The 23,675-nt window shown below is 29.3% G+C and carries 17 protein-coding genes and 1 pseudogene; 5 read left to right on the top strand and 13 right to left on the bottom strand.

What is annotated here, in order from left to right; all coding sequences use genetic code 11:
* Positions 1–9: 9 nt before the first annotated feature.
* The 6 genes from HF850_RS04065 to murI all read right to left on the bottom strand — a co-directional run bounded on the left by HF850_RS04065 (position 10) and on the right by murI (position 7,793).
* Positions 10–1,368: a peptidoglycan-binding domain-containing protein gene (locus HF850_RS04065; protein WP_169104202.1), complete on the bottom strand. Its 1,359-nt coding sequence runs from the start codon at positions 1,366–1,368 to the stop codon at positions 10–12.
* A 58-nt stretch (positions 1,369–1,426) separates the two neighbouring features.
* Complete coding sequence (locus HF850_RS04060) at positions 1,427–5,152, bottom strand: S8 family serine peptidase (RefSeq protein ID WP_169104258.1); 3,726 nt, start codon at positions 5,150–5,152, stop codon at positions 1,427–1,429.
* Positions 5,153–5,279: 127 nt separating this feature from the next.
* Positions 5,280–5,951: a helix-turn-helix transcriptional regulator gene (locus HF850_RS04055; protein WP_169104201.1), complete on the bottom strand. Its 672-nt coding sequence runs from the start codon at positions 5,949–5,951 to the stop codon at positions 5,280–5,282.
* Between the two features lie 2 nt (positions 5,952–5,953).
* Positions 5,954–6,316, bottom strand: coding sequence for a DUF3783 domain-containing protein (locus HF850_RS04050; RefSeq protein WP_169104200.1), 363 nt, complete (start codon positions 6,314–6,316; stop codon positions 5,954–5,956).
* A gap of 71 nt (positions 6,317–6,387) precedes the next feature.
* Positions 6,388–6,912 carry a peptidylprolyl isomerase gene (locus HF850_RS04045; protein ID WP_169104199.1) on the bottom strand — a complete coding sequence of 175 codons (525 nt, stop codon included), beginning with the start codon at positions 6,910–6,912 and terminating at the stop codon, positions 6,388–6,390.
* 107 nt (positions 6,913–7,019) lie between these two features.
* Complete coding sequence (gene murI / locus HF850_RS04040) at positions 7,020–7,793, bottom strand: glutamate racemase (RefSeq protein WP_169104198.1); 774 nt, start codon at positions 7,791–7,793, stop codon at positions 7,020–7,022.
* Positions 7,794–8,144: 351 nt separating this feature from the next.
* Here murI and HF850_RS04035 point away from each other — a divergent pair, with 351 nt between their 5' ends.
* Positions 8,145–10,043 (top strand): glutamine synthetase, encoded by a 1,899-nt coding sequence (locus tag HF850_RS04035; protein WP_169104197.1) that lies wholly within the window; start codon positions 8,145–8,147, stop codon positions 10,041–10,043.
* A gap of 129 nt (positions 10,044–10,172) precedes the next feature.
* Positions 10,173–10,797, top strand: a pseudogene (locus HF850_RS04030) (HD domain-containing phosphohydrolase).
* A 50-nt stretch (positions 10,798–10,847) separates the two neighbouring features.
* Here the strand turns inward: HF850_RS04030 and HF850_RS04025 are convergent.
* From HF850_RS04025 to proB, 6 genes are all read right to left on the bottom strand, one after another.
* On the bottom strand, positions 10,848–11,084 hold the full coding sequence (locus HF850_RS04025; protein ID WP_169104196.1) for a hypothetical protein: 237 nt from the start codon (positions 11,082–11,084) through the stop codon (positions 10,848–10,850).
* Positions 11,085–11,224: 140 nt separating this feature from the next.
* On the bottom strand, positions 11,225–14,434 hold the full coding sequence (gene carB / locus HF850_RS04020) for a carbamoyl-phosphate synthase large subunit (protein ID WP_169104195.1): 3,210 nt from the start codon (positions 14,432–14,434) through the stop codon (positions 11,225–11,227).
* Between the two features lie 12 nt (positions 14,435–14,446).
* A complete protein-coding gene (gene carA / locus HF850_RS04015; protein WP_169104194.1) occupies positions 14,447–15,496 on the bottom strand; it encodes a glutamine-hydrolyzing carbamoyl-phosphate synthase small subunit in 1,050 nt (349 codons plus the stop codon).
* Positions 15,497–16,110: 614 nt separating this feature from the next.
* Positions 16,111–16,470 carry a methylglyoxal synthase gene (gene mgsA, locus HF850_RS04010; RefSeq protein WP_169104193.1) on the bottom strand — a complete coding sequence of 120 codons (360 nt, stop codon included), beginning with the start codon at positions 16,468–16,470 and terminating at the stop codon, positions 16,111–16,113.
* 214 nt (positions 16,471–16,684) lie between these two features.
* Positions 16,685–17,929, bottom strand: a complete 1,245-nt coding sequence (locus HF850_RS04005) for a glutamate-5-semialdehyde dehydrogenase (protein ID WP_169104192.1) — start codon at positions 17,927–17,929, stop codon at positions 16,685–16,687.
* Positions 17,930–17,941: 12 nt separating this feature from the next.
* The gene (proB, locus tag HF850_RS04000; protein ID WP_169104191.1) at positions 17,942–18,751 is read right to left on the bottom strand and encodes a glutamate 5-kinase; all 810 of its coding nucleotides are present in this window, start codon (positions 18,749–18,751) and stop codon (positions 17,942–17,944) included.
* 264 nt (positions 18,752–19,015) lie between these two features.
* Here proB and HF850_RS03995 point away from each other — a divergent pair, with 264 nt between their 5' ends.
* The gene (locus HF850_RS03995) at positions 19,016–20,365 is read left to right on the top strand and encodes a YjiH family protein (protein WP_169104257.1); all 1,350 of its coding nucleotides are present in this window, start codon (positions 19,016–19,018) and stop codon (positions 20,363–20,365) included.
* A gap of 86 nt (positions 20,366–20,451) precedes the next feature.
* Here the strand turns inward: HF850_RS03995 and HF850_RS03990 are convergent, their stop codons facing one another.
* Complete coding sequence (locus tag HF850_RS03990) at positions 20,452–21,099, bottom strand: hemolysin III family protein (RefSeq protein WP_169104190.1); 648 nt, start codon at positions 21,097–21,099, stop codon at positions 20,452–20,454.
* 222 nt (positions 21,100–21,321) lie between these two features.
* Between HF850_RS03990 and HF850_RS03985 the strand changes: the two genes are divergently transcribed.
* Both HF850_RS03985 and HF850_RS03980 read left to right on the top strand, forming a co-directional pair.
* A complete protein-coding gene (locus HF850_RS03985; protein ID WP_169104189.1) occupies positions 21,322–21,912 on the top strand; it encodes a DUF1836 domain-containing protein in 591 nt (196 codons plus the stop codon).
* The gene (locus tag HF850_RS03980) at positions 21,913–23,613 is read left to right on the top strand and encodes an ABC-ATPase domain-containing protein (protein ID WP_169104188.1); all 1,701 of its coding nucleotides are present in this window, start codon (positions 21,913–21,915) and stop codon (positions 23,611–23,613) included. It begins immediately after the preceding gene.
* The last annotated feature ends 62 nt before the right edge of the window (positions 23,614–23,675 follow it).

Below are 23,675 nucleotides of genomic sequence, written 5' to 3'. Positions count from 1 at the left end.
TATTTTTGTTTAGTAATAAAATTTTGGTACTTCTCCGTTATTATCTAAACCAGGTATAACAGGAGGTATAAATAATGATTTTTCTTCATCATATCTTAGTTCTGCTATTTTAGTTACACCAACATATACGTCTGATATTTTATACCACGTTGCATAATCAACAACTCCAGTTTTAGGAAGATTAAATATTCCCTGAAATACTTTTACTGAATTCGCTGTCTTAGGTCCCCATATACCATCTTGCGCTATCTTAGGTATCAAAGGATAATTTTTAGCTATTCTATTTAGCTGTTCCTGAATTGTTTTAACAGCCTGTCCTCTAGCTCCATACGATAAATTATACCCTGGATAAGATCTTGGACTACCTTGAACCTTCTGTGCAGTAGTAAGTTCAATATCATTTCCATAATAATATCGAAGTATTTCATATGGAACTCTTCCTTGATCGCCCAAATATTTACTTCCCCACTGACTTAGCCATTGAGGACAAGTTACATTCTTACCATCGCAATATTGTGTTAATAAAGGCTGTTTCTTTCCAATTCTTCTTACATAAGTAGAAAATATCTCATCAACTATTTTGCTTATACTTTCATAAATATTTCTTCCATAATTAAATGCATGGTCATAAGCAGTTGAACTTGTAATATCAAAATTCTTTCCTTTTCCCCTATACCATTCTGTATAAATTCTGTTTAATGTAAATGAAACTATACAAAATACATTTGCTCTTATTGTAGTTTCAGGCCAAGTTGAATATATTTCACTTGAAGCAACATTTTTTATATATTCTTTATATGGAACTTTATAATTTGGTGCTGAAGAATCATTAGGGCTTCCTTGATGTACTACTATATATTCAGGAACAACAGGCTGAGCAAGTACAACTCCTGAAGTTGGTTTAGGTAATGGTTTTTCTTCTGCTTCAGGTATCTTAGGTGGAAAATTACCATTTAAAGTATTTGCCGGTATGTCAATAACGTCTTCTCTTGAATTGTATATATCATTCCTATTAAAGCCACTTCTATTGCTCCTTAAATTGCATCTTTGATATGCTACTTGTTCAGGGAATATCTGACATCCACGTATTAAAAGAGGGTCAAATCCATTTCTTTCAACACTTATATCATATAAACTATATGGAACTTCATTGCTATTTATATTTAAAGAATATTCTATAGGAGGTGCATCTAATTCTATAACCCCAGTTAATCCTATATTATTAGTTATTAATTCGTAATTTTTTGTAGTTTCATTTGTATTATCAGGAGAGTCTACTGATTTTCTAACAATTACTCTACATTTATCTACAGGAATATAATCGTCTCCGTTAAAGCACTGAATTTTTAATCTTCCTTTACTTGCCATATTAGTCTCCTTAAAAGTTATCCTCAACTAATATATGATTTTATTTTTTTAATAGTTCCTAATAATTAATTTTAGGAATTCTAAAAAATAAATTTCCTTTATTTAATTCTAAATACTCATCTTCTTGCACATCTTGTATCAATTTATTGAATTCTGTATAAACATGATTTTTCTCTAGGTTAATATTATCTCTTATTTCATTCAGAACTTTTTCACTTCTTAAGGAATCAAAAATATTTCTTATATCCAGTATTCCGTATCCCCAATCAATATTAGGATAGATATCTCCCTGACGCATTTTAGCTCCTCTTATAATATAGCTAATAACTTTTCTAGCACTAATATCTGGATCATTTCCTTCTACTATTGCCCATTGAAGAATAATAGCGCAACATCCTGCAAGTACAGATGTTGCCACAGATGATCCACTTGCTGTTGTTGTTCCTCCTCCTGATTGTGGAACCAAAGCATTTACTCCTCCAGCTACAATATCTGGTTTTATTCGACCATCTCTAGTATATCCTCTTCCAGACTGTGTAACTGTTGAATTTAAATCCTGATTATAAAATGCTGTTGCTACAACTCCTCTTGCAGTTGCTGGAATTGTTAATGTAGTTCTTTGTATAGGATCAAAAAACCTTGTATCTTCATCTAATAGTTCTCTTTGTGGCATCCAAGCCCAATATCGTCCATCTACTATCTTTTCTCCATAAAGTCTTATCTGCCATGTACCTTCTCTTATATTTTTAAATCTTATTATTATAGTTTCATCTGAATTAGCTTCATCTGGAAATAAATATATAATGTCGACTGTTGTTCCTTCATATATAAATTTATAATTATTCAATTCTTTTATTCTTACATAAACTTCATTTAAAACTTCACCTGAAGGCGAAACAATTCCAATGTTCACTTTATCTGGTTTTTGACAATATATTTGTAGATTTAAATCATGTTGATTTTTTCCTACTTTTACTTGAATAGTTTTCATCTTCTCGTCAGTTTCAAATTTTCCTTGTATATGTGTCTGTGTGTCTCCTTGATTTCCTGTTCCTACAGTTGCTACAATTCCTACTCGTCTACCTTGAATCTCCAGCAAATTTTCAATAATACTAGTACCATCATGTGCACCAATATTAGTTCCAAATGGGAAATAAATAACCATAGGTCTTTTTAATCTTGCTGCCACTCTTGATAAATATCTTACTGCTAAAATTAATTCAACATTTCCATATGCAACTTTATCTAATGCCACTCCAGCATAATTTAATACAAAATCTCCTACAGGACTTACTTTTACAACCACAAAATCACAATTTGGAGCCGCTCCAATTAAATCCGGATCCATACCACGCCCACCAATAATACCAGCGCTCATAGTTCCATGATTCACTTCATCTCTTGAAGGCACTATAGTATATGGATCTCCACCTTCATTGAATAAGGTGATAGCTTGATTTATATCATCTTCAGTATACTCAGTTCCAAATCTTATTCCTTCAACTTCATCATTTCCATTAATAGTCTGATCCCATATTCTTAAGATTCTTGTCGTATCATCTTCTCTCATGAATTCTCTATTTAAATAATCTATCCCTGTATCTACTATTCCAACTAATACGTTAGTTCCATCTAATGATATATAAGGATTCTTATTAAATAATGCAACTCCACTTGCTTCAACTGGAGATAGAGCTGTTAATGTATATAATTCTGGATTAATAACTCTTTCAATTTTTTTAATATATTTAACCAAATTAGGTATCTGTCCAAGAGGTATCCGTACAACTGAATATGTTTCATTTATTGATACTGCAGACGTATTAGGCAGTTTCTTTATTTCTTGTAAATCTTCAAACGTAAATGTCTCTATCAGTAACCCAAGTATTTCATCTTTATTAACATCTTCAGCTTGAGTTAGCTTAAGTAAATCACTAGGTACTGAAGTTGTGCTTTTAAGTGAAACACCATTAACCATACTATTTTCTAAATTCATATTATTATTAATTAATCCTGTGTCTTGTACGTTATTTTCAAATTCTTCTCTGCTTTTAACTCCACTTATATCATTATTCAAAATCGAAAAGCTTTCTGAAGCACAAATAGTTCCATAGCCCCATAATGAATTTGGATAATTAATATCTGATCTATTTCTCTTTGCACCTTTAACCAAATAATATTTTAACCTTTGACCAAATAAATATGGATCATTGCCTTTTACAATTCCCCATTCAGTAAATAAAGCACAAATCCCTGCGACTTGTGGAGTTGCCATTGATGTACCAGTTTTAGTATCATATCCTCCACCTGGTAATGGCCCAAGAATTTCTTCTCCAGGAGCAGCAATATCTGGCCTTATTTGTTCTAAGCAAGGACTGTTACTTCCTCTTCCACTAAAAGTAGACAAAGTATCGGTTCTCGCATTATAACTTCCAACTGCAATTATATTGGAAACTGTAGCTGGTATACCTAATGTATTAAGCTGACTTGGGTTTAAAAATCTTGTTTTTGGATTGAGGCCTTCTGATATTGGAAGCCATATAGAATATTCACCTTGATAATTATTAGTTACACTTATTTCTATATTCCATGTTCCCTCTACCAAATACTCTGAAGAAATTGCTGAAAGTATAATCTGAGTCTCACTTTCTAATTCAAATGGTTGAGGTCCTGATACATATACGTCATATCTATCTTTTCCTATATTTCCACTAAAATAACCTTGTGTTAAGTTAATACTCCCACTTCTTTGACCTGTAGGTCCAATAATATTTATTGAAATTTCCGACAATATAGGTGTAAAAACATTCATAACTAATATTCTCTCATCACTAGCTACATTAAATGCTTCACTTTGAACTCTATTTAATTTTCCTCCTACATGGTGTCCTGAATCTCCTTCATTACCAGCTGCAATAACAATAGTAACCCTTTCTAAATTTGCCACAGCACTAATATACTGTTCTAATAAACTTTTACCATTATGAGCTCCATTATTTGTGCTTAAACTTATATTAATAACTATAGGCATATCTAGTTCTTTACTTTTATCTAATAAAAACTTTATACCTCTCATTATCTCAGTACTTAATACCCAACTTCCACGCCTACCTTTTACCATAATTATTGAAGCTTCAGGTGCTGCTCCTCTAAATCTATTAGCTACCTTTCCTCCTGAACATGCAATTCCAGCTACATGTGTTCCATGCCCTGTATCATCTCTCTCTGGAACTATGCTATATGGATCAGTTGACTTAATAGCATCATTAATTTCATTCTTATTATAGGTAGCATTATTAGAAGCATCATATATATATTCAATTCTTGTATCTCCATTTTCATCCATAAAAGAAGGATGAGTATAATCAATACCCGAATCAATAAACCCAATAATTACCCCTTTTCCAGTTACACCATAAATTGAACTAGCTTGTAGCACACACGTTTCTCTATTACTATCCAAATCATTTTCATAAAGACTTTTAGGTAATTCTATATATTGAATTTCATTACTGGTAGATAATTCCTGAAGCCTATCGGCTGGTATATTAACTAATGCAAAATTAAACTCTAAATCGTATAAATCACCACCTAGACTTTCAACCAATTTTTTAGCACTTTCTGATGTATATCTATATAAAATAATGATTTCTATTTTATTATCCCCATTATTTTCAATGTTAAGTTTATCAAGTAACCTATATACTAATATTTGAGGTACATTTGCTAAAAGCCCTATAGATGCATCTATTTTATTATTTGAATTATCATTTATTTCAGCTATAATACTCACCTTCTATATCTAACTTCACATACAAAAATATATTATGCTTAACTGAATATTTATGATACTTTTTTATATTTATAAAAAAAGATGATCCATTTAAGAATCATCTTTTAAAAACTATTATTTATAATTTTATTTCAACTCTTTCAAGTTTTGCTATTACATTAACTTCTTTCATTTCTTTTGTTTCAGTAACTAGGCTTCCACCATTACTAATTAAAAGTATCTTTGAATTTCCTAAAACTTTTACTTGTCTTATTTTTCTTTTACCATTGTATCCAAGTAAGAATATACCGTTATTACTTACTTCTTTTACAATATGAGCAAATGCTAAATCACCTTTTAGCATTCTAAATCCACTCATCTCATCATCTTCGATTTCAATATAAAAAACCTTATCTTGTTGGTATCCTTCTATTTTGTTTGAATGTATAGGTAATTCCTTAGTTCCTTTTTGGTTTGCTAATGAATAATTGTATATTGGTACATTTTTAAGTACTGATGAGAATGCCTCTGTCCATACTTCTGAAGTGTTTTGAGTATTTTTTTTAGGAAGTTCTTTAAATATTTTCTTTTCTTCCATTAATGCTTCATCAGTAACAACCATGCTTATATCATTTAAATCAACCTTTAATATTTTAGCAGCTTTATCTATAAATGATTCTGATGCAACTTTTCTTCCCATCTCAACTTCATTAATATATTTTTCGGCTACACCTAATTTTTTAGCTAATGCTTTAGCTGTAAGTCCGCTTTTTTCTCTAGCTTTTTTTATATTTTCTCCTACACGACTCATTTTTAATTGCCCCCTTGTTGAGCTTTATGCCATTCTCTTTCTTCTACTAAGTGCTCTAATAAATCTTTAAAAGTCCATTTTTTAGATTGTTCAGTAACTACAGCTAATACTCCGCCTTCTACAAATCTTCTTATAAACTTAATAGTTTCTCTGAGCTCTTTATCATTATACCCATTGAAAATTAGTGCCTTTTCATCTTTAGGTAACTCATCAAAAGTGTTTTCATTACTTCCACTTCCAAGGATATCAACAATTCTCATCAAAGCATGATCATTAGTAATTTCTTTAACTCTTAGTCTTCTTTTTTGTATTTTATCAAGTTCTTCTTCGGTTAATCCATATGCTAATATACACTTATAATTCATAACCTTTAGACACCTCTTTTCTATTTACAAGTAATTATACTCTACAAACATTTATGTATGAGAAATATATATTAGTCTTCTATTATTTCTGGTTCTTTAGCTTCATAACCTTGTAAATCAACAGTAACAGATTTTATAACTTGATCTTCATATGGTCTATCATACATATCTGTTTTTTGAGCTACTATTTTATCTGCTACTTCCATTCCTTCAATAACTTTACCAAATGAAGCATATTGTCCATCTAAGTGTGGAGCATCTGCTACCATTATAAAGAATTGACTTCCTGCTGAATCTGGATGCATAGCTCTAGCCATCGATAATACACCTTTTGTATGTTTTAAATCATTTTTGAATCCATTAGAAGTGAATTCACCCTTAATTGAATATCCTGGGCCTCCCATTCCTGTTCCTTCTGGACATCCACCTTGAATCATAAAACCAGGTATTACTCTGTGGAATATTAATCCATCATAAAATCCTCTATTTACTAAGTCAATAAAATTATTTACTGTATTTGGAGCTATTTCTGGATATAATTCAGCTTTAATAACTCCACCATTTTCCATTGTAATTGTAATAATTGGATTTTTCATTTTAATTTCTCCCTTCATTTGTCATCTAAATAATTATTTTATTTAAATACTTTACTTAAAACTTATATTATATTTTATACTAAAATAATACTATTTATCTATAAATTTTAAGCGTTAATTAGATTATAGCAGAAATCTATTACTTTATTATCATTAGTCGAATTATAAATTTCAATACTTCCTTTTTCTTTTGAATCAGTAAGCCAATTCTTCTCTCTTAATTTTCTTTCAAGTTCATGTGATGTTCCAAGACCTCCATCTATTAATGGGACATCAGCTCCTACAACTTTTGATAAAGCTTGCTTTACAAATGGGAAGTGTGTACATCCTAATACGACTGCTGCAATATCTTCATTAATATATGGTTCAAATTTTGATTTTAAATAATTTTCTAAATCTTCGCCTTCTAATACTTCATCTTCAACAAATTCAACAAGCTCTGGACAAGGCATTTTAATAATGCTGCACTCATCTTTATATATATCCATAAGTTCTACAAATTTATGCTCTCTTAAAGTCATAGGAGTTGCCATAATTATTATGTTACCTTTTCTATTTAACTTAACTGCTGGTTTAAGAGCTGGTTCTATTCCTATAATAGGAATATCTTTATATTTATCTCTTAAATCATGAATTGCTGCACTTGTAGCAGTATTACATGCAACAACAACAGCTTTTACATTTTTATTTACTAAAAATTCTACTGCTTTAAATGTTAATCTCTTTACATCTTCAACATCCCTAGTTCCATAAGGAGCATTTTTTGAGTCTCCGAAATAAATAAAATTTTCGTTAGGCATAGTGGAAATAGCTTCTCTTAATACACTTAACCCGCCGACCCCTGAGTCTAAAAATCCTATAGGATTATTTTTAATATCCAAAGTGTCCTCACTCCAATTTTTTAAGTTTATCTAATAAATATTTTATTACTTTATTAACAATAAATCCACATACAAATTATTTTAACATCTTTACCAATCGAATTTGCTTTTATAAATATTTATTAATTAAAAAAATTAAGTATCAAGCATGAATTTCTTTTGAAAAAATTTTTTCATCCATAATATATATAATATTATTAGGTTTAATTCAAAATCGTTGACATTATATAAACAAATATAATAAAATTTTTATATATTTTACGAATATTACCACATTTTTTAAAATATTTATTCGATATATAGGAAAGGATGTGAATGTTTTATTACAGTAATTACTGTAATAAACTAAATATGAACAATTTAATTTATACTATTTCTAAAGAAAATCACACTGTTGAATCCATAAAAGAAATTTTAAATAATCATCCTGAAATAAAGTTTGCTTCATTTGTTGGAATAGATCTATCAGGTAATGATACTGATGAAAAAATACCTATTAAACTATTCTTAGATGACATAGAGGCATTCTTAAATGGTGTTGCTGTTCAAACAGATGGTTCATCTGTAGTATTGCCAGGAATTGCAACTTTAGACAATGCAAAAGTTGATATGGTTACAGATTTAGATTGTAAATGGTTTGTAGATTACAATTATGATTTTATAGATCCAGAAACAAACAAACCTGTTGGTACACTTAGAATCCCTTGCTTCTTATATCATAACAATGTTGCAGTTGATTCTAGACATATTCTTACTTCTTCTATTTCTACATTTAAAGAAACTCTTATGAACATTTTCACTAACCATCCTGAAACATTAAAGTCTTTTAATATAACAGCTAATGATATCCAAGATATAGTTATTACTTCTGCTACCGAATTAGAATTTTGGGTTAAAACTCCTAATAATATTGCTCATGTAGATGAATTATCAACATCTCAAGTTTTACACGAACATTATTGGACAAGAACAAAAGGTTCTGTAAGAACTGCTTTAGAAGAAACTCTTATCTTAATGGAAAAATACGGATTTGAGCCAGAAATGGGACATAAAGAAGTTGGTGGAGTAAAAGCTAAATTAAATACATCAGGTGAATTTGATCATGTTATGGAACAATTAGAAGTTGACTGGAAATTCTCTGATGCAGTACAAGCTGCAGATAATGAACTATTTGTAAGAATTCTTGTTCAAGAAACATTCAGAAGAAATGGCCTTGACGTAACATTTATGGCAAAACCAATTGAAAATGTTGCTGGTTCTGGAATGCATACTCACCTTGGAGTAAGCTTAAAATTAAAAGATGGAAAAAGAATAAATATATTTAATGGTCCAAAAGATCATTTTTTAAGCGTAATAGGTTATGGTGCTATTATGGGATTATTAAAAAATTATGAAGTAATTAATCCATTTGTATCATCAACTAATAACTCATTAAAAAGATTAAAACCTGGATTTGAAGCTCCAATATGTACAGTAACATCACTTGGATTATCTCCTGAAAACCCATCAAGAAATAGAACTGTTCTGGCTGGATTAATAAGAGATTTTAATTCTCCAATGGCTACAAGATTTGAACTTAGATCACCAAATCCACACTCAAATACTTATCTTGTTATGGCTGCATCTTACATGGGTATGCTTGATGGTATTGTATACGCAGCAGAAAATAATAAGACTGAAGATGAACTTTTAGCAGAATTATCAAAGAAGGCTGGAGAATCTGCTGATTATCTTGAAAAATCAAGAGCTTATAGAGCTGAAGATAATATATTTGAAGATTTCACTGAAGCTGAAAGAAATAAGTATTTTGGAAAAGCACCTGCAACTGTATACGAAAACTTATCACAATTAGAAAGCAATCCTTCAAAGCTAAAATGCCTAAAGAAAAATGATGTATTTACAGATTCAATAATAAACAGCTTTAAATTGGCATTTATCGAAAGATGGACAACAGAAATAACTCATAGAGTTATTAAAAATTATATGAATGAAATAAGATCATTCAAACCTATTCATTCAGTAGACAAAGCTTTAGATTTAGATATTTCTAATTGGACAAAAATTAATAATTTAAGAATGTATTTAATGAAAGATACTTATAATAGTAAAAGCTTATTCACAAAAATTTCTCAAGCTTTTGAAAATGAAGACTATGCAGATGCTTCAAGATTATACTTAGAATTAGAAGATAAAATGAGCGAATTAAGATCTTTATATTCAATATACGAGAAAAATCTTCTAGATATCTAACTTATTTTGAAAAAATATAGATTATTTTGTATAAATAATCTATATTTTTTTAGGATTTATACTATACTATTTACTTTTATATTATAATTAACACAAATAGTAATATAAGTCCAGGAGAGATATAGTAATATGAGATTAGTTCCTTTAGAATGTATTAGAGAAAATTCACTTCTAGGAAAAGATATATATGATTCAGATGGTCGAATTCTTCTAAGAGCTGGTGTTAAACTTACTGGTATAAGAATTAAAAGAATTAAAGAATTAAAGATATTTTCAGTATATGTTATAGATGAATATAGCTCTGCTGAAATTGAAGATATTATTAAATGTTTTACAACATCACGAACGTTTTGATGGGAAAGGTTATCCAAATACATTTGAGGGAAATGATATAAGCTATTTGGCTAGAATAGTGACTATTGTTGATGTTTACGATTCATTGACTTCTAACCGTCCATATAAAAAAGCAATGTTCCCTAGCGATGCATTAGAGTATTTAATGTCTAATGCCGGCACATTATTTGATTTTGATATGGTTAGTGTTTTCTGTAAAATAATAATTCCATATCCTCAAGGCACTATCGTAAACCTTAGCAACGGAGATATCGGTATAGTAGAAAAAACTTATCCAAATTTTCCTTTAAGACCTTTAGTTAAAATAGTAAAAAGTGAGATTTCATCTAATATAGGATCTAAAATAAATTTAATTAATAATCTTTCAATTGTAATTTCAAGTGTTCAATGTCAAATTTAAAACAAACTATTTTCTATCCGAAATAGCTTGTTTGTATTATGTATATAAAATTAATTTATTCTCGATTGTTTATTTACAAAAGGATTTAAATTGGCAAGTTCTTCTGCCTCTTTAAATGTTTTTGCTCTAAAAACTAATGTCCAGCCATTCTTGTCGTACTTTCCTGCACACATTATGTATTTATCCTCTTTCTTTTTGTAACTTTCTTGCTTATCTATAATTAAACTTCGAATACTATCTACATTTTTACAGTTTACTTTCACAAAAAAATTTCCTGACTGATTCACAATACACATCTCCTTAGCAAACATTTGTTCTTAAATTTATTATACAGAACATATGTTCACTTGTCAATGATTCATTTCATAATTAGTTAAAATATAGAAAAAACCCCATTAAAATATCTTTAACAGGGTTTCTAACTATACTATTTAGCTATATTAAATACTTCTAAATCTTTATTTTGATCTAATTTTTCTAATTCTACTTCAGCTATTGCTCTTAAAGTATCTAATGCTGTTATTACACCTAAGTTTCTTTCTACTGCAGCTCTTCTTATTAGGAAACCATCTCTATTTGAATCATTACCTTTAGTTGGTGTATTTACTACTAAATCAACTTCTCTATTTTTAATAATATCTAATATATTTGGTTCTTCTTCATTTATCTTTCTTACTTCTTCTACATCAATTCCAGCATCTTTTAATAATTTACAAGTTCCTGCTGTTGCCATGAATTTATATCCAACCTTAGATAATTGTTTTGCTATTTCTAAGAATTCTGGTTTGTCATGTTTATTTATTGTAGCAAGTATTTTTCCCTTTTCATTTGAAGGATACATATTAGCTGCTACAAATCCTTTGTATAAAGCTTCTTTAATATTTCTTCCTACCCCTAAAACTTCTCCTGTAGATCTCATTTCTGGTCCTAAACATACTTCTACATTAGGAAGCTTTTGAGTTGAGAATACTGGAACCTTTACTGAAACTAATTCTGGTTCTGGATAAACATCTATTCCATACCCTAAATCTTTTAATTTTGATCCAAGCATTACCTGAGTAGCTAAATCAACTATAGGAACTCCACTTACTTTGCTTATATATGGAACAGTTCTTGATGCTCTTGGGTTAACTTCAATTACATATAAGTTTCCTTCAAATTCTATGAATTGAATATTTATCATACCTTTAATTCCAATTTCTAAAGCAAGCTTCTTAGTAAATTCTAATATCTTTTCTTTTATATTTTTACTTATATTTTGACTTGGATACATAGTAACACTATCCCCAGAATGAACTCCAGCTCTTTCTAAGTGTTCCATGATACCAGGTATTAATACATCTTCTCCATCTGAAATTGCATCTACTTCAATTTCTCTTCCCATTAAGTATTTATCAATAAGTATTGGGTTCTTCTTATCCTTAGCGAAAGCATTTTCTAAGTAGAATGCTAATTCTTCTTCATCATGAGTAATTTCCATACCCTGACCACCAATTACATACGAAGGTCTAACTAATACTGGATATCCTAATCTATTTGCTTCTTCAATTCCTTCTTCTAGAGACCAGATTCCTTTACCTTTTGGTCTAGCTATTCCTAACTTTTCTAGAAGTTCATCAAACTTTTCTCTATCTTCAGCCATATCGATTTGTTCTGCTGTTGTTCCTAGTGTTGGAATCTTCTTTTCACTTAAGAAGTTAGCAAGTTTGATTGCTGTTTGGCCACCAAATTGAAGGATAACTCCATCTGGATTTTCTTTTTCGATTATGCTTAAAACATCTTCTTCAGTTAATGGTTCAAAGTATAATTTATCTGATACATCAAAGTCTGTACTAACTGTTTCTGGATTGTTATTAACTATTATAGTTTCAATTCCTAATTTCTTTAACGCTTTTACACAGTGAACTGAAGCATAGTCAAATTCGATTCCTTGACCGATTCTTATTGGACCTGAACCTATAACTACAACCTTCTTATTATTTGATACTTCAACTTCATCATATTGTTCATAAGTTGAATAATAGTATGGTGATAATGCTTCAAATTCTCCACCACATGTATCAACCATCTTATATGAAGGTTTTATATTCCAAATGTCTCTTAATCTATAAACATCATCAGGGCTTACTTTAAGCATATCTGCTATAGCCTTATCAGAAAATCCTTTTTTCTTTAAGTTGTATAACCATTCTTTATCTAAATCTTCTATCTTACTTAATTTTAGTCTTTGTTCTTCTTCAACTATCCATTTAATTTTTTCTAAGAAGAATTTATCTATTCCTGTAATTTTATTTATTTTATCTATTCTGTAATCACGTCTTAGCATTTCAGCTAAAGCAAACATTCTTTCATCATCTGGTTTCATAACTAATTCTTTTAATTCAGCCATGCTGTATTCTTTGAATTTATTATGATCTAAAGAATATTTTCCGATCTCTAAACTTCTTATTCCTTTTAAGAATGCTTGTTCAAAGTTAGCTCCGATAGCCATAACTTCTCCAGTTGCCATCATCTTTGTTCCTAATTCTCTATCTGCGCCAAAGAATTTATCGAAAGGCCATTTTGGTATTTTAGCAACTACGTAGTCTAATGTTGGTTCAAAGCATGCATAAGTCTTTTGAGTTACTGCATTCTTAATTTCATCTAAACCATATCCAAGTGCAATCTTAGTAGCTAATTTGGCTATTGGATATCCTGTAGCCTTTGATGCTAATGCTGAACTTCTTGAAACTCTAGGGTTAATTTCAATAACTGCATATTCAAAAGTATTTGGATTTAATGAAAATTGTACGTTACATCCGCCTTCAATTCCTACAGCATTGATTATATTAATTGATGCTGTTCTAAGCATTTGATATTCTTTATCTGATAAAGTCTGTGATGGTGCAACTACTATACTATCTCCTGTATGTATACCTACTGGATCAATGTTTTCCATATTACATACTGTAATACAGTTTCCATAAGAATCTCTCATCACTTCGTATTCTATTTCTTTCCAGCCCTTAACTGATTTTTCAAGTAAAACTTGACCTATTGTACTTAATTGAAGTCCTGATTCTAAGATAGTTCTTAATTCTTCTTCATTTTCAGCGATTCCTCCGCCTGATCCTCCAAGAGTATATGCAGGTCTTACTATAACTGGATATCCTATTTTATTAGCAAATTCTATACCTGATTTTAAATCAGTTACTATTTCACTCTTTATAACAGGTTCCCCAATTCTATTCATCATATCTCTGAAAAGCTCTCTATCTTCACCTTCTTTGATAGATTTAATAGATGTACCTATTACTTTAACATTATATTTATCTAATATTCCAGCATCATATAATTCTACTGCAAGGTTAAGTCCTGTTTGTCCACCCATTCCAGCAAGTAAACTATCTGGTCTTTCTTCAGCTATTACTTTTTCAACAAATTCTAATGTTAATGGTTCTAAATAAACCTTATCTGCAACTTCTTTATCTGTCATGATTGTAGCTGGATTTGAGTTAACTAATATAACTTCAATTCCTTCAGATTTTAAAGCTTCACAAGCTTGTGTTCCAGAATAATCAAACTCTGCAGCCTGACCTATTACTATTGGACCTGATCCTATAACTAAAACTTTTTTGATATTCTTATTTAATGGCATTTCCGTAACCTCCTAAAGTGCATACTCTAAAAATTTATCAAATATATATTCACTATCCTTAGGACCTGCACTTGCCTCAGGATGGAATTGAACTGAATATATAGGTAAATCTTTATGCTTCATACCTTCAACTGTTCCATCATTTATATTTACATGTGTTACTTCCATATTATCTGGTAATGTTTCTACAACATATCCATGATTTTGAGAAGTAATATGAACTATATTAGCTTCTAAATCTTTAACAGGATGATTGCATCCTCTATGTCCAAATTTAAGCTTTGTAGTTTTTCCACCTAAAGCTAAAGCTAATAATTGATGACCTAAACAGATTCCTGTTATTGGAGTTTTACCAACCATCTTTTTAATATTTTCTATAACAAAATCTAAATCTTCTGGATCTCCAGGTCCATTCGATAAGAATACTAAATCTGGATTAACACTAAGAACTTCTTCAGCTGTTGCCGTTGCTGGAAATACAGTTAATCTGCATCCTCTCTTTTGAAAGTTTCTTATTATATTTGTCTTTATTCCAAAATCCATTATTGCAACATGTTTTCCTGCTCCATCAATAGTATAGGATTCCTTTGTAGTTACATTTTTAACTGCTTCTGTATTAGAAAATAAATTTAACTTTTCTTTTACTTCATCTTCCTCTAAATCTTCTAAAGTTATTATCCCCCTCATAGTTCCGTTATTTCTTAAAACTTTAGTTAATGCTCTAGTATCTATTCCTTCAATCCCCATTACTTTTCCTTGTTTTAAGAAATCTTCTAATTCTAATTCACATCTGAAGTTACTTGGTAAGCTACATTTTTCTCTTACAACAAATCCTCTTACCTTTACTCCATCTGATTCCATATCTTCAAGATTAATTCCATAGTTCCCTATTAAAGGATAAGTCATAGTTACTATTTGACCATAATACGATGGATCTGTGAGCACTTCTTGATATCCTGTCATACCAGTTGTAAATACTACTTCTCCAACACTTTCTTTTAGGTAACCAAAAGCTTTACCTTCAAAAACCATACCATTTTCTAATATAAGTTTTGCTTTCATGTGCAAGCCTCCTACAATTATTTATTGCTAAAACTACACCTTATGAAATCAGTATATATAAAAAACAGGATAACAAAGAAACTACAGTAAACTGCGCTCTTCACTATCCTGTGCTGTATATTATATAAATTTGACTTCAAAAAATAAGCTATGAAATTCACCTTTGAATTTATAAATATCATAGTTATAATCCCTTTTTGGCCTCACAGGACCAAGTTAAAGTGCATCTTAACTTTATATTAATTTTTCTCTTTTACTAATTCTAGTAAAATTAACACCCCATGTCAAGATTAATAAGGATAGTTTATATGATAATATAGTAAATAATTCTTTTACTTTTTATAGAATTCACTTTTTACTTATATATTTTAACGTATTTAGAATATTATATAAAGTATATTTATTCATTAAAAGGTATATTTATTCACCCTGAAATTTAAACCTTTTTATATTTTACTTTTCTTAATATTAATATAGATAACTAAGTTATATTTTGTTTTTTTATAAAATAATACTATAATCTATAAAAATACAGGGATATATAATTTAATAAAAAAATACCTTAGTTTTTACTAAGGCATTTTTTATTATGTACCACTTAAATATATAGTTTATTAAAATTGTTTAATTATATGTTCTGCAGTATTTACATTAGTTGCTACTGCTGTTTTATGTACATCACATACTCTTAACAATGCAGATACATCTGGTTCATGAGGTTGTGCTGTAAGTGGATCTCTAAAAAATATAACTAATCCAACTTTATTTTCTGCTATACGGCTTCCTATTTGCTGGTCACCACCATAAGGTCCTCCTAAATAGCACTTAACCTCTAAACCAGTAGCTTCTGCAACTAGTCTTCCAGTTTCACCAGTAGCTATTAGTTCATATTTGGCTAAAGTATCTTTATGCTTTTTAGCAAACTCAATCATTTCTGTTTTTTTCTCATCATGTGCAATTAACGCTATTTTCATATTAATCTCCTCTATGTTTACACAATTAATAATATACTCATATAGAATTATACTATATCTGAATATATTATTAAAACATTTTCATAGTTCCAAATAAAGGCATATAATATAATTATTCATTATACGTACTGAATAATCAAAAATATTTCTATTAAATAGCTTAATACTTTACTAAAAATAAAATATATGGTACAAAAAAGTACCATATATTTTTTTACCTTACCTGTCCATTACCATAAATAATATATTTTGTTGTTGTTAATTCTTTAAGTCCCATAGGTCCTCTTGCATGTAGCTTTTGTGTACTTATTCCTATTTCAGCACCAAATCCAAATTCTCCACCATCAGTAAATCTTGTTGATGCATTTATATAAACCGCTGCTGCATCAACTCTTTGAAGAAACTTTTGAGAATTCTTATAACTTTCAGTTACTATAGCTTCAGAATGCCCAGTCCCATATTTATTTATATGAGAAATGGCTTCATCAACATCTTTTACTATTTTTACAGCCATAATATAATCTAAATATTCTTTTCCCCAGTCATCAGCATTTGCTTTTTCAATATCATTTATTATAGCTTGTGACTTTTCATCACCTCTTAGCACTACCCCGTTTTCTCTTAAAGCTTTAACCACAATTGGCAAAAATTCTTCTGCTATCTTTTCATTTACTAATAATTTTTCTGCTGCATTACATACAGAAGGTCTTGAAGCTTTAGCATTTACTACTATATTTTTAGCCATATTAAAATCGCAGTTTTCATCAATATAAATATGACAGTTACCAGTTCCCGTTTCTATTACTGGTACAGTAGCATTTTTCACTACTGATTGAATTAATCCTGCACCACCTCTTGGTATAAGAACATCAATATATTCATTCATCTTCATCATTTCTGTAGCAGTTTCTCTACTTGTATCTTCTACTAATTGTACACTATATTTAGGTAATCCAGCTTTTTCAATTCCCTTAATTAATGCACTTACAATAGCTTTATTAGAGTTAATTGCATCACTGCCTCCTCTTAAAATAACAGCATTTCCAGTCTTTAAGCAAAGTCCTGCTGCATCACACGTTACATTAGGTCTTGCTTCATAAATTATTCCAATAACTCCAATTGGTACTCTCTTTTGTCCTATTTGTAATCCATTTGGTCGTTCCCACATAGCAATTACTTCACCTACTGGATCTTGAAGTTTAACTATATCTTTTAATCCATCTGCCATAGCATTTATTCTATCTTCATTTAATAATAGCCTATCAAGCATAGCATCCGATATTCCTTTTTCCTTGGCATTTTTTAAATCTATTTTATTTGCTTCTATAATGCTATCTTTAGATACTAATAGCTCTTCAGCCATACACATTAATGCGTCATTCTTTTCTCCGACTGTAGCTACTCCTAAATCATAAGATGCTCCTTTAGCCTTTTGCCCCATTAATTCTAATTCGCTCATAATATTGCCCCCTTATAATTGTGAAACAAACAATGTTCCTATATTTTCTCCATTTAAAATTTCTCTTATTATATATGGTTCACTTCCATTAGCTAAAATCATATCTACACCTGCTGCTGTAGCTGTTTTAGCTGCTGCAAGCTTTGTAATCATCCCACCAGTTCCTAAGTTAGAGCCTGCACCACCTGCACATTCTTCTAATTCTGGTGTTATTTCTGTAACAACACTTAATAACTTTGCATCATCATTGCTTCTTGGATCTGAATCATAGAATCCATCTATATCTGATAATATTATTAATAAATCAGCATTTATTAATGAAGCTACTATTGCTGATAAATTATCATTATCACCAAATCTAACTATATTCTCAATTTCATCTATAGAAACAGTATCATTTTCATTTACGATAGGTATAATTTTATTTTCTAATAAAGTTTCAAATGTATTACATACATTGTTTCTAATATGGTCATCTTCTATAACATCTCTTGTAAGTAATACCTGACCAACAATATGGCTGTATTCTCCAAATAACTTACTATATATGTGCATTAATTCACATTGTCCTACAGCTGCTACTGCTTGTTTTTCTCTTATACTTGAGGGTTTTTCTTTTAACTTCATCTTATTTACACCAACACCTATTGCACCTGAAGATACTAAAGTTACTTCTTTTCCTGCATTAACTATATCAGATAATATTCTTGTTAACTTTTCAATTCTTCCTAAATTTATATTTCCATTATCATAAGTTAATGTTGATGTTCCTACCTTAACAACTATTCTTTTGGCTTCTTTTATCCTTTCGCGAAAGCTCATTGTATTAATCCCCCTACAAGTTTATATTTTCTATGTTTTTATCTTACTATACCTAATTTCTCATATCAAGTTTGATAAATTTGAGTAAACTCTCCATATCGCATCTTTAGACTATATTCTTTCAAAAATACCTAGTTAATTATTGGTTTTTTTTATATTAATGAATAAATATTAAAATCTCTCTAAAAATAATACTATCTTTTTTTATTTTTATGTATTAAAATAATATTTACTTGCATATTTATAAGGAAAAAGGTGATAAAAATTAATAAAAATTCAAAATTAAATTTTAAATTATCTTCATTTTTAAAATTTATTATCCCATCACTACTAGGAATACTTTTATTTATGACACCTATTAAAATTGAGGGAAAGTTTACTATTCCAATAGCTTTCTTATCTAATTTTTTAGTTACTAGTGTTGGGGATACACTTCCTCTTATTGCTATAATACTTATTTGTATTTCTGCAATTGGAAGTATACTTATTAAAATATTTAAAACTAAAAATAAAACATTAAACTCATTTTTTAATGTAACTCCCGTATGGATGGTAGGACGTATAATTGGTGCAATTATTTCCATTCTAACTTATTTTACTTTGGGGCCTGAGTTTATATGGTCAGATAGTACAGGTGGAACAGTTTTATTCAGTCTTATTCCATTACTTGTTTCAGTATTTTTATTTGCTGGTATATTATTACCATTATTACTTAACTATGGATTATTAGAATTTGTAGGTGCATTATTTACAAAAATAATGAGACCTTTATTTGACCTTCCTGGAAGATCATCAATTGACTGTATCACTTCATGGCTTGGTGATGGTACTATAGGTATATTATTAACTGGAAAGCAATATGAAGATGGCTTTTATACTCAAAAGGAAGCTGCTATAGTAGGTACATCCTTTTCAGCTGTTTCAATTACATTCAGCTTAATGGTTATTACTCAAGTAGGACTTAGTGATATGTTTGTACCATTTTATTTAACAGTTACATTTGCAGGTATAGTTGCTGCTATTATTACGCCAAGAATACCTCCTTTATCAAGAAAGCCTAATACATATATAGATGGAAGTGCACCAAGAAAAGATGCTGAAACTACTCCTGAAGGTTATACACATTTAACTTATGGTTTAGAAAAAGCAATGATAAAGGCTGAAGAGAATTTTAGTGTAAAACAATTCTTTATTGATGGAATAAAAAATGTAATTGAAATGTGGCTTGGAGTGTTGCCTATAGTTATGGCTATGGGTGGAATTGCTCTAATGATTGCAGAGTATACTCCTGTATTCCAAATACTTGGAACACCATTTATTCCATTATTAAAACTTCTTAGAGTTCCTGAAGCCGCTGCCGCTTCTCAAACAATGATAGTAGGATTTGCAGATATGTTTATTCCTTCTGTTTTAGCTACTAATATTTCAAGTGCAATGACTCGTTTTATAGTTGCATGCGTATCAGTAACTCAGTTAATATACATGTCTGAAGTTGGAGGATTATTGATAGGTTCAAAGATACCTGTTAATTTGAAAGATTTAATATTAATCTTCCTTGAAAGAACTATAGTTACACTTCCAATTATAGTTTTATGTGCAAATATAATTTTTTAAATAAACATAAATAAAAAAATCTACTCAATTTCTATTGGGCAGATTTTTTTATTTACAAATTTTATTTAATACACAATAAATATCTATTATAGTATATAAAAAAATACACATATAAAATGACATAATGTTCCTGCTAGTATAAATAAGTGAAATATTTCGTGTGTACCAAATATTCCTATTTTAATCTTATCCTTTTTTAATGCATATATTACTCCACCAATTGTATACATTAATCCGCCTGTAATAAGCCATATTAATCCAGCTGTAGATAAAACTTGAGCCATTGGATATATTACAAATATAGCAAACCATCCTATTCCTATATACATAACACTACTTAACCATCTAGGGCATGTTACCCAACATATTTTAAATATTATCCCTAATAATGCACAAACTGTTACTGCTAGAAATAAACTCAATCCTATCTGTCCATGTAAAGCAATTAAACAAAATGGAGCATAAGACCCAGCAATTAATATAAATATCATAGAATGGTCTAATCTTTTTAATGCTTTTATCACTTTGTTATTGCCAATTACTGAATGATAAGCTGTGGATGCACTATATAAAAGTATCATGCTTATACCAAAAAATAAAACAGATAAAAATGTAGTAATTGATGTTCCCTTAACATATGACTTAATAATCATTGCTATTAATGCAAATATTGATAATATAGCACCGACAAAATGAGTTAAGCTATTAACTGGTTCCCTTAAATATTTCTCCATTATAATTACCTCCATTTAATTTATGTAGTTTTCAAAACTACATCTTATCATTTATTAAATTATTCCACCTATTTACAAATATATCAATATCCATTTATAGTTATTTACACTATTTATTATTAATTTTCATGTAAATACTTGAAATATCTCCCTGTTTCCATTAATATTGTAGTTATAATACAATACGTAGTTTTTATTACTATGTAAGGAGTGAATAGAATTATGAAAGATTTTAATATTGATCAATTTATAAAATTACAAAAGTCATCTAACAACATAAACTTAGATGATTTTCCTGAAATAGATCTATATATGGATCAAGTCATGCAGCTATTTGAAAGTAAATTAAACTATACAAAAAGAAATGACGATGATAAAGTTCTAACAAAAACAATGATTAATAATTATGCTAAGGCAAATCTTTTAATGAAAATAAAAAATAAAAAGTATACAAAAGATCACCTTATCTTAATGGGATTAATATATAACCTAAAAGGTGGATTATCGTTAACTGATATAAAAACTATGTTTACACCAATTATTGAAGCCTTCGATAAAAATGAAGACTATCCTTTATATGATGTGTACCAGTCATTCTTGGATGCATATGATTTTAATCTAGATGACTTAAATAACTCATCACATAAAATATCTGAAAACATAAAAAAATTAGTAGATTCAAATGAATCTTTAAACGATTTTGAGGAAAAATTCTTATTAGTATGTGCTTTTATTAGTATGAGCAATTTATACAGACGTATGTCTGAAAAATTAATCGATGAGTATTTTTCACCTTCTAAGGAGGATAAATAAATGAAAACTTCTAATGATTTAAAAAGTGAGCTCAAATCCATAAATGGAAAAAGCTATGGAGCTTATAAGAGCTTATCTGATAAATTTAAATTTAAAGACTATATTTTAAGTATAGACCATGTACAAGGAGATCCCTTTGCTTCTCCCTCTAAGGTAAGAGTAATTATGGATCAAAAAGTATCTAAATTCCCCCAAAATTTATTTGATACCTCTTACAAAAAAATAGCTCTTGAAGATTATCTAATACGTTTATTTCATTCGAATATAAACAAATATAGCTCAAGAGTATTTGGTTCAGGAAAAAGTGGACTTATTTCTATAAGTAAATGTGGTCAAGAAATTATTGAAAGAACAGCTATAATAATTTCAGATGAAAAAATTGAAGTAAGATTTGAAATAGGATTCCCAGCTAGAGGTAGAAGTGTTCTTTCAAATGAATTAGAAAAAATTTTATTTAATTTCTTACCTCAAATTATAGATAATACTTTAAAGTACGAAAATTTAAATAGAAGTAATATTCAAAAAAGAATTGAACTTAGTGAAGACCAATATTATATAAGATGTTGTCTTAAAGAATTAAATATTGTGGCATTTATTGCTAATGGTTCAATTCTTCCAAGAGAAAGTGGCGTTTCAAATAGACCATTAAAGAATGGTACTCCTTTTATATCTCCTAAATCACTTGAAGTAGAATTGAATTTACCTAATAAGGGAAAAATTAAAGGTATGGGAATACAAAAGGGTATTACACTTATAGTAGGTGGCGGATATCACGGAAAATCAACTTTATTAAAAGCTCTTGAACTTGGTGTGTATAATCATATAGAAGGTGATGGACGTGAGTACGTAATTACTGACTCAAGTGCATTGAAGGTCAGAGCTGAAGATGGAAGATTTATCAAAAATACTGATATATCATTATTTATAAATAACCTTCCTAATGGAAAAGATACAAAAAAATTCTGTAGCGACAATGCTAGTGGAAGTACATCTCAAGCAGCTAATATAATTGAGGGAATAGAAAGTAATACAAAAGTATTTCTAGTAGATGAGGATACATCTGCAACTAATTTTATGATTAGAGATGATATAATGCAGAAACTTGTAAGTAAAGAACAAGAACCAATTACCCCATTTATAGAAGTAGCAAAAGCCCTTTATGATAAACTTGGAATTTCAACTATTTTAGTAGTTGGAAGTTCAGGTGACTATTTTGATATAGCTCATAAAGTAATACAAATGGATTCATATGAACCAAAAGATGTTACAGAACAAGCCAAATCATTAAGTCGGGGAGTTGTACTAGATAGAATAAATAATTCTAGTTTAAATCTTTCTATTAATTTTGATAGAAAAATAAAAAAAAGTTCTATTGAAAAAGGTCCTAAAGGTGTGAAGATAAAAACTTTAAGTAAAGATGGCCTTTCAATAAATAAAGAAACTATAGAACTTAGATGTGTAGAGCAAATAGCAGACCCTGAGCAGGTTTCTTCTTTAGGATATATAATGAAATATGCTGAAGATAATATAATAAATAATTCAAAAACATTACAAGAAATTGTAATGGAAATTAAAGATTCTATTTCTAAAAAAGGACTTATTTCTATGAGTCCAGTAAACTATGGACTTGGATGCCTTGCTATGCCTAGAGAACAAGAAATAGTTGCATGCTTTAATAGATATAGAAATTTAAAAATGTAAACTCTAACAATATTTTAAAATGCAATTTCAATAGATTGTATGATATAATAAGCAACATAACG

This window comes from Clostridium sp. SM-530-WT-3G, from assembly GCF_012843905.1.
GTDB lineage: Bacteria > Bacillota > Clostridia > Clostridiales > Clostridiaceae > Clostridium.
The sequence above is the reverse complement of the archived record's forward strand: the minus strand, read 5'-3'. Positions and strand labels throughout refer to the sequence as shown.

Coding starts and splice junctions, on each gene's coding strand:
- HF850_RS04045 (WP_169104199.1), bottom strand. CDS start 6,912: ATGAAAAATCCAATTATTACAATTACAATGGAAAATGGTGGAGTTATT.
- HF850_RS04055 (WP_169104201.1), bottom strand. CDS start 5,951: ATGAGTCGTGTAGGAGAAAATATAAAAAAAGCTAGAGAAAAAAGCGGA.
- HF850_RS03990 (WP_169104190.1), bottom strand. CDS start 21,099: ATGGAGAAATATTTAAGGGAACCAGTTAATAGCTTAACTCATTTTGTC.
- proB (WP_169104191.1), bottom strand. CDS start 18,751: ATGAGCTTTCGCGAAAGGATAAAAGAAGCCAAAAGAATAGTTGTTAAG.
- HF850_RS03980 (WP_169104188.1), top strand. CDS start 21,913: ATGAAAACTTCTAATGATTTAAAAAGTGAGCTCAAATCCATAAATGGA.
- carB (WP_169104195.1), bottom strand. CDS start 14,434: ATGCCATTAAATAAGAATATCAAAAAAGTTTTAGTTATAGGATCAGGT.
- HF850_RS04050 (WP_169104200.1), bottom strand. CDS start 6,316: ATGAATTATAAGTGTATATTAGCATATGGATTAACCGAAGAAGAACTT.
- HF850_RS04005 (WP_169104192.1), bottom strand. CDS start 17,929: ATGAGCGAATTAGAATTAATGGGGCAAAAGGCTAAAGGAGCATCTTAT.
- HF850_RS04035 (WP_169104197.1), top strand. CDS start 8,145: ATGAACAATTTAATTTATACTATTTCTAAAGAAAATCACACTGTTGAA.
- mgsA (WP_169104193.1), bottom strand. CDS start 16,470: ATGAAAATAGCGTTAATTGCACATGATGAGAAAAAAACAGAAATGATT.
- carA (WP_169104194.1), bottom strand. CDS start 15,496: ATGAAAGCAAAACTTATATTAGAAAATGGTATGGTTTTTGAAGGTAAA.
- HF850_RS04065 (WP_169104202.1), bottom strand. CDS start 1,368: ATGGCAAGTAAAGGAAGATTAAAAATTCAGTGCTTTAACGGAGACGAT.
- HF850_RS03985 (WP_169104189.1), top strand. CDS start 21,322: ATGAAAGATTTTAATATTGATCAATTTATAAAATTACAAAAGTCATCT.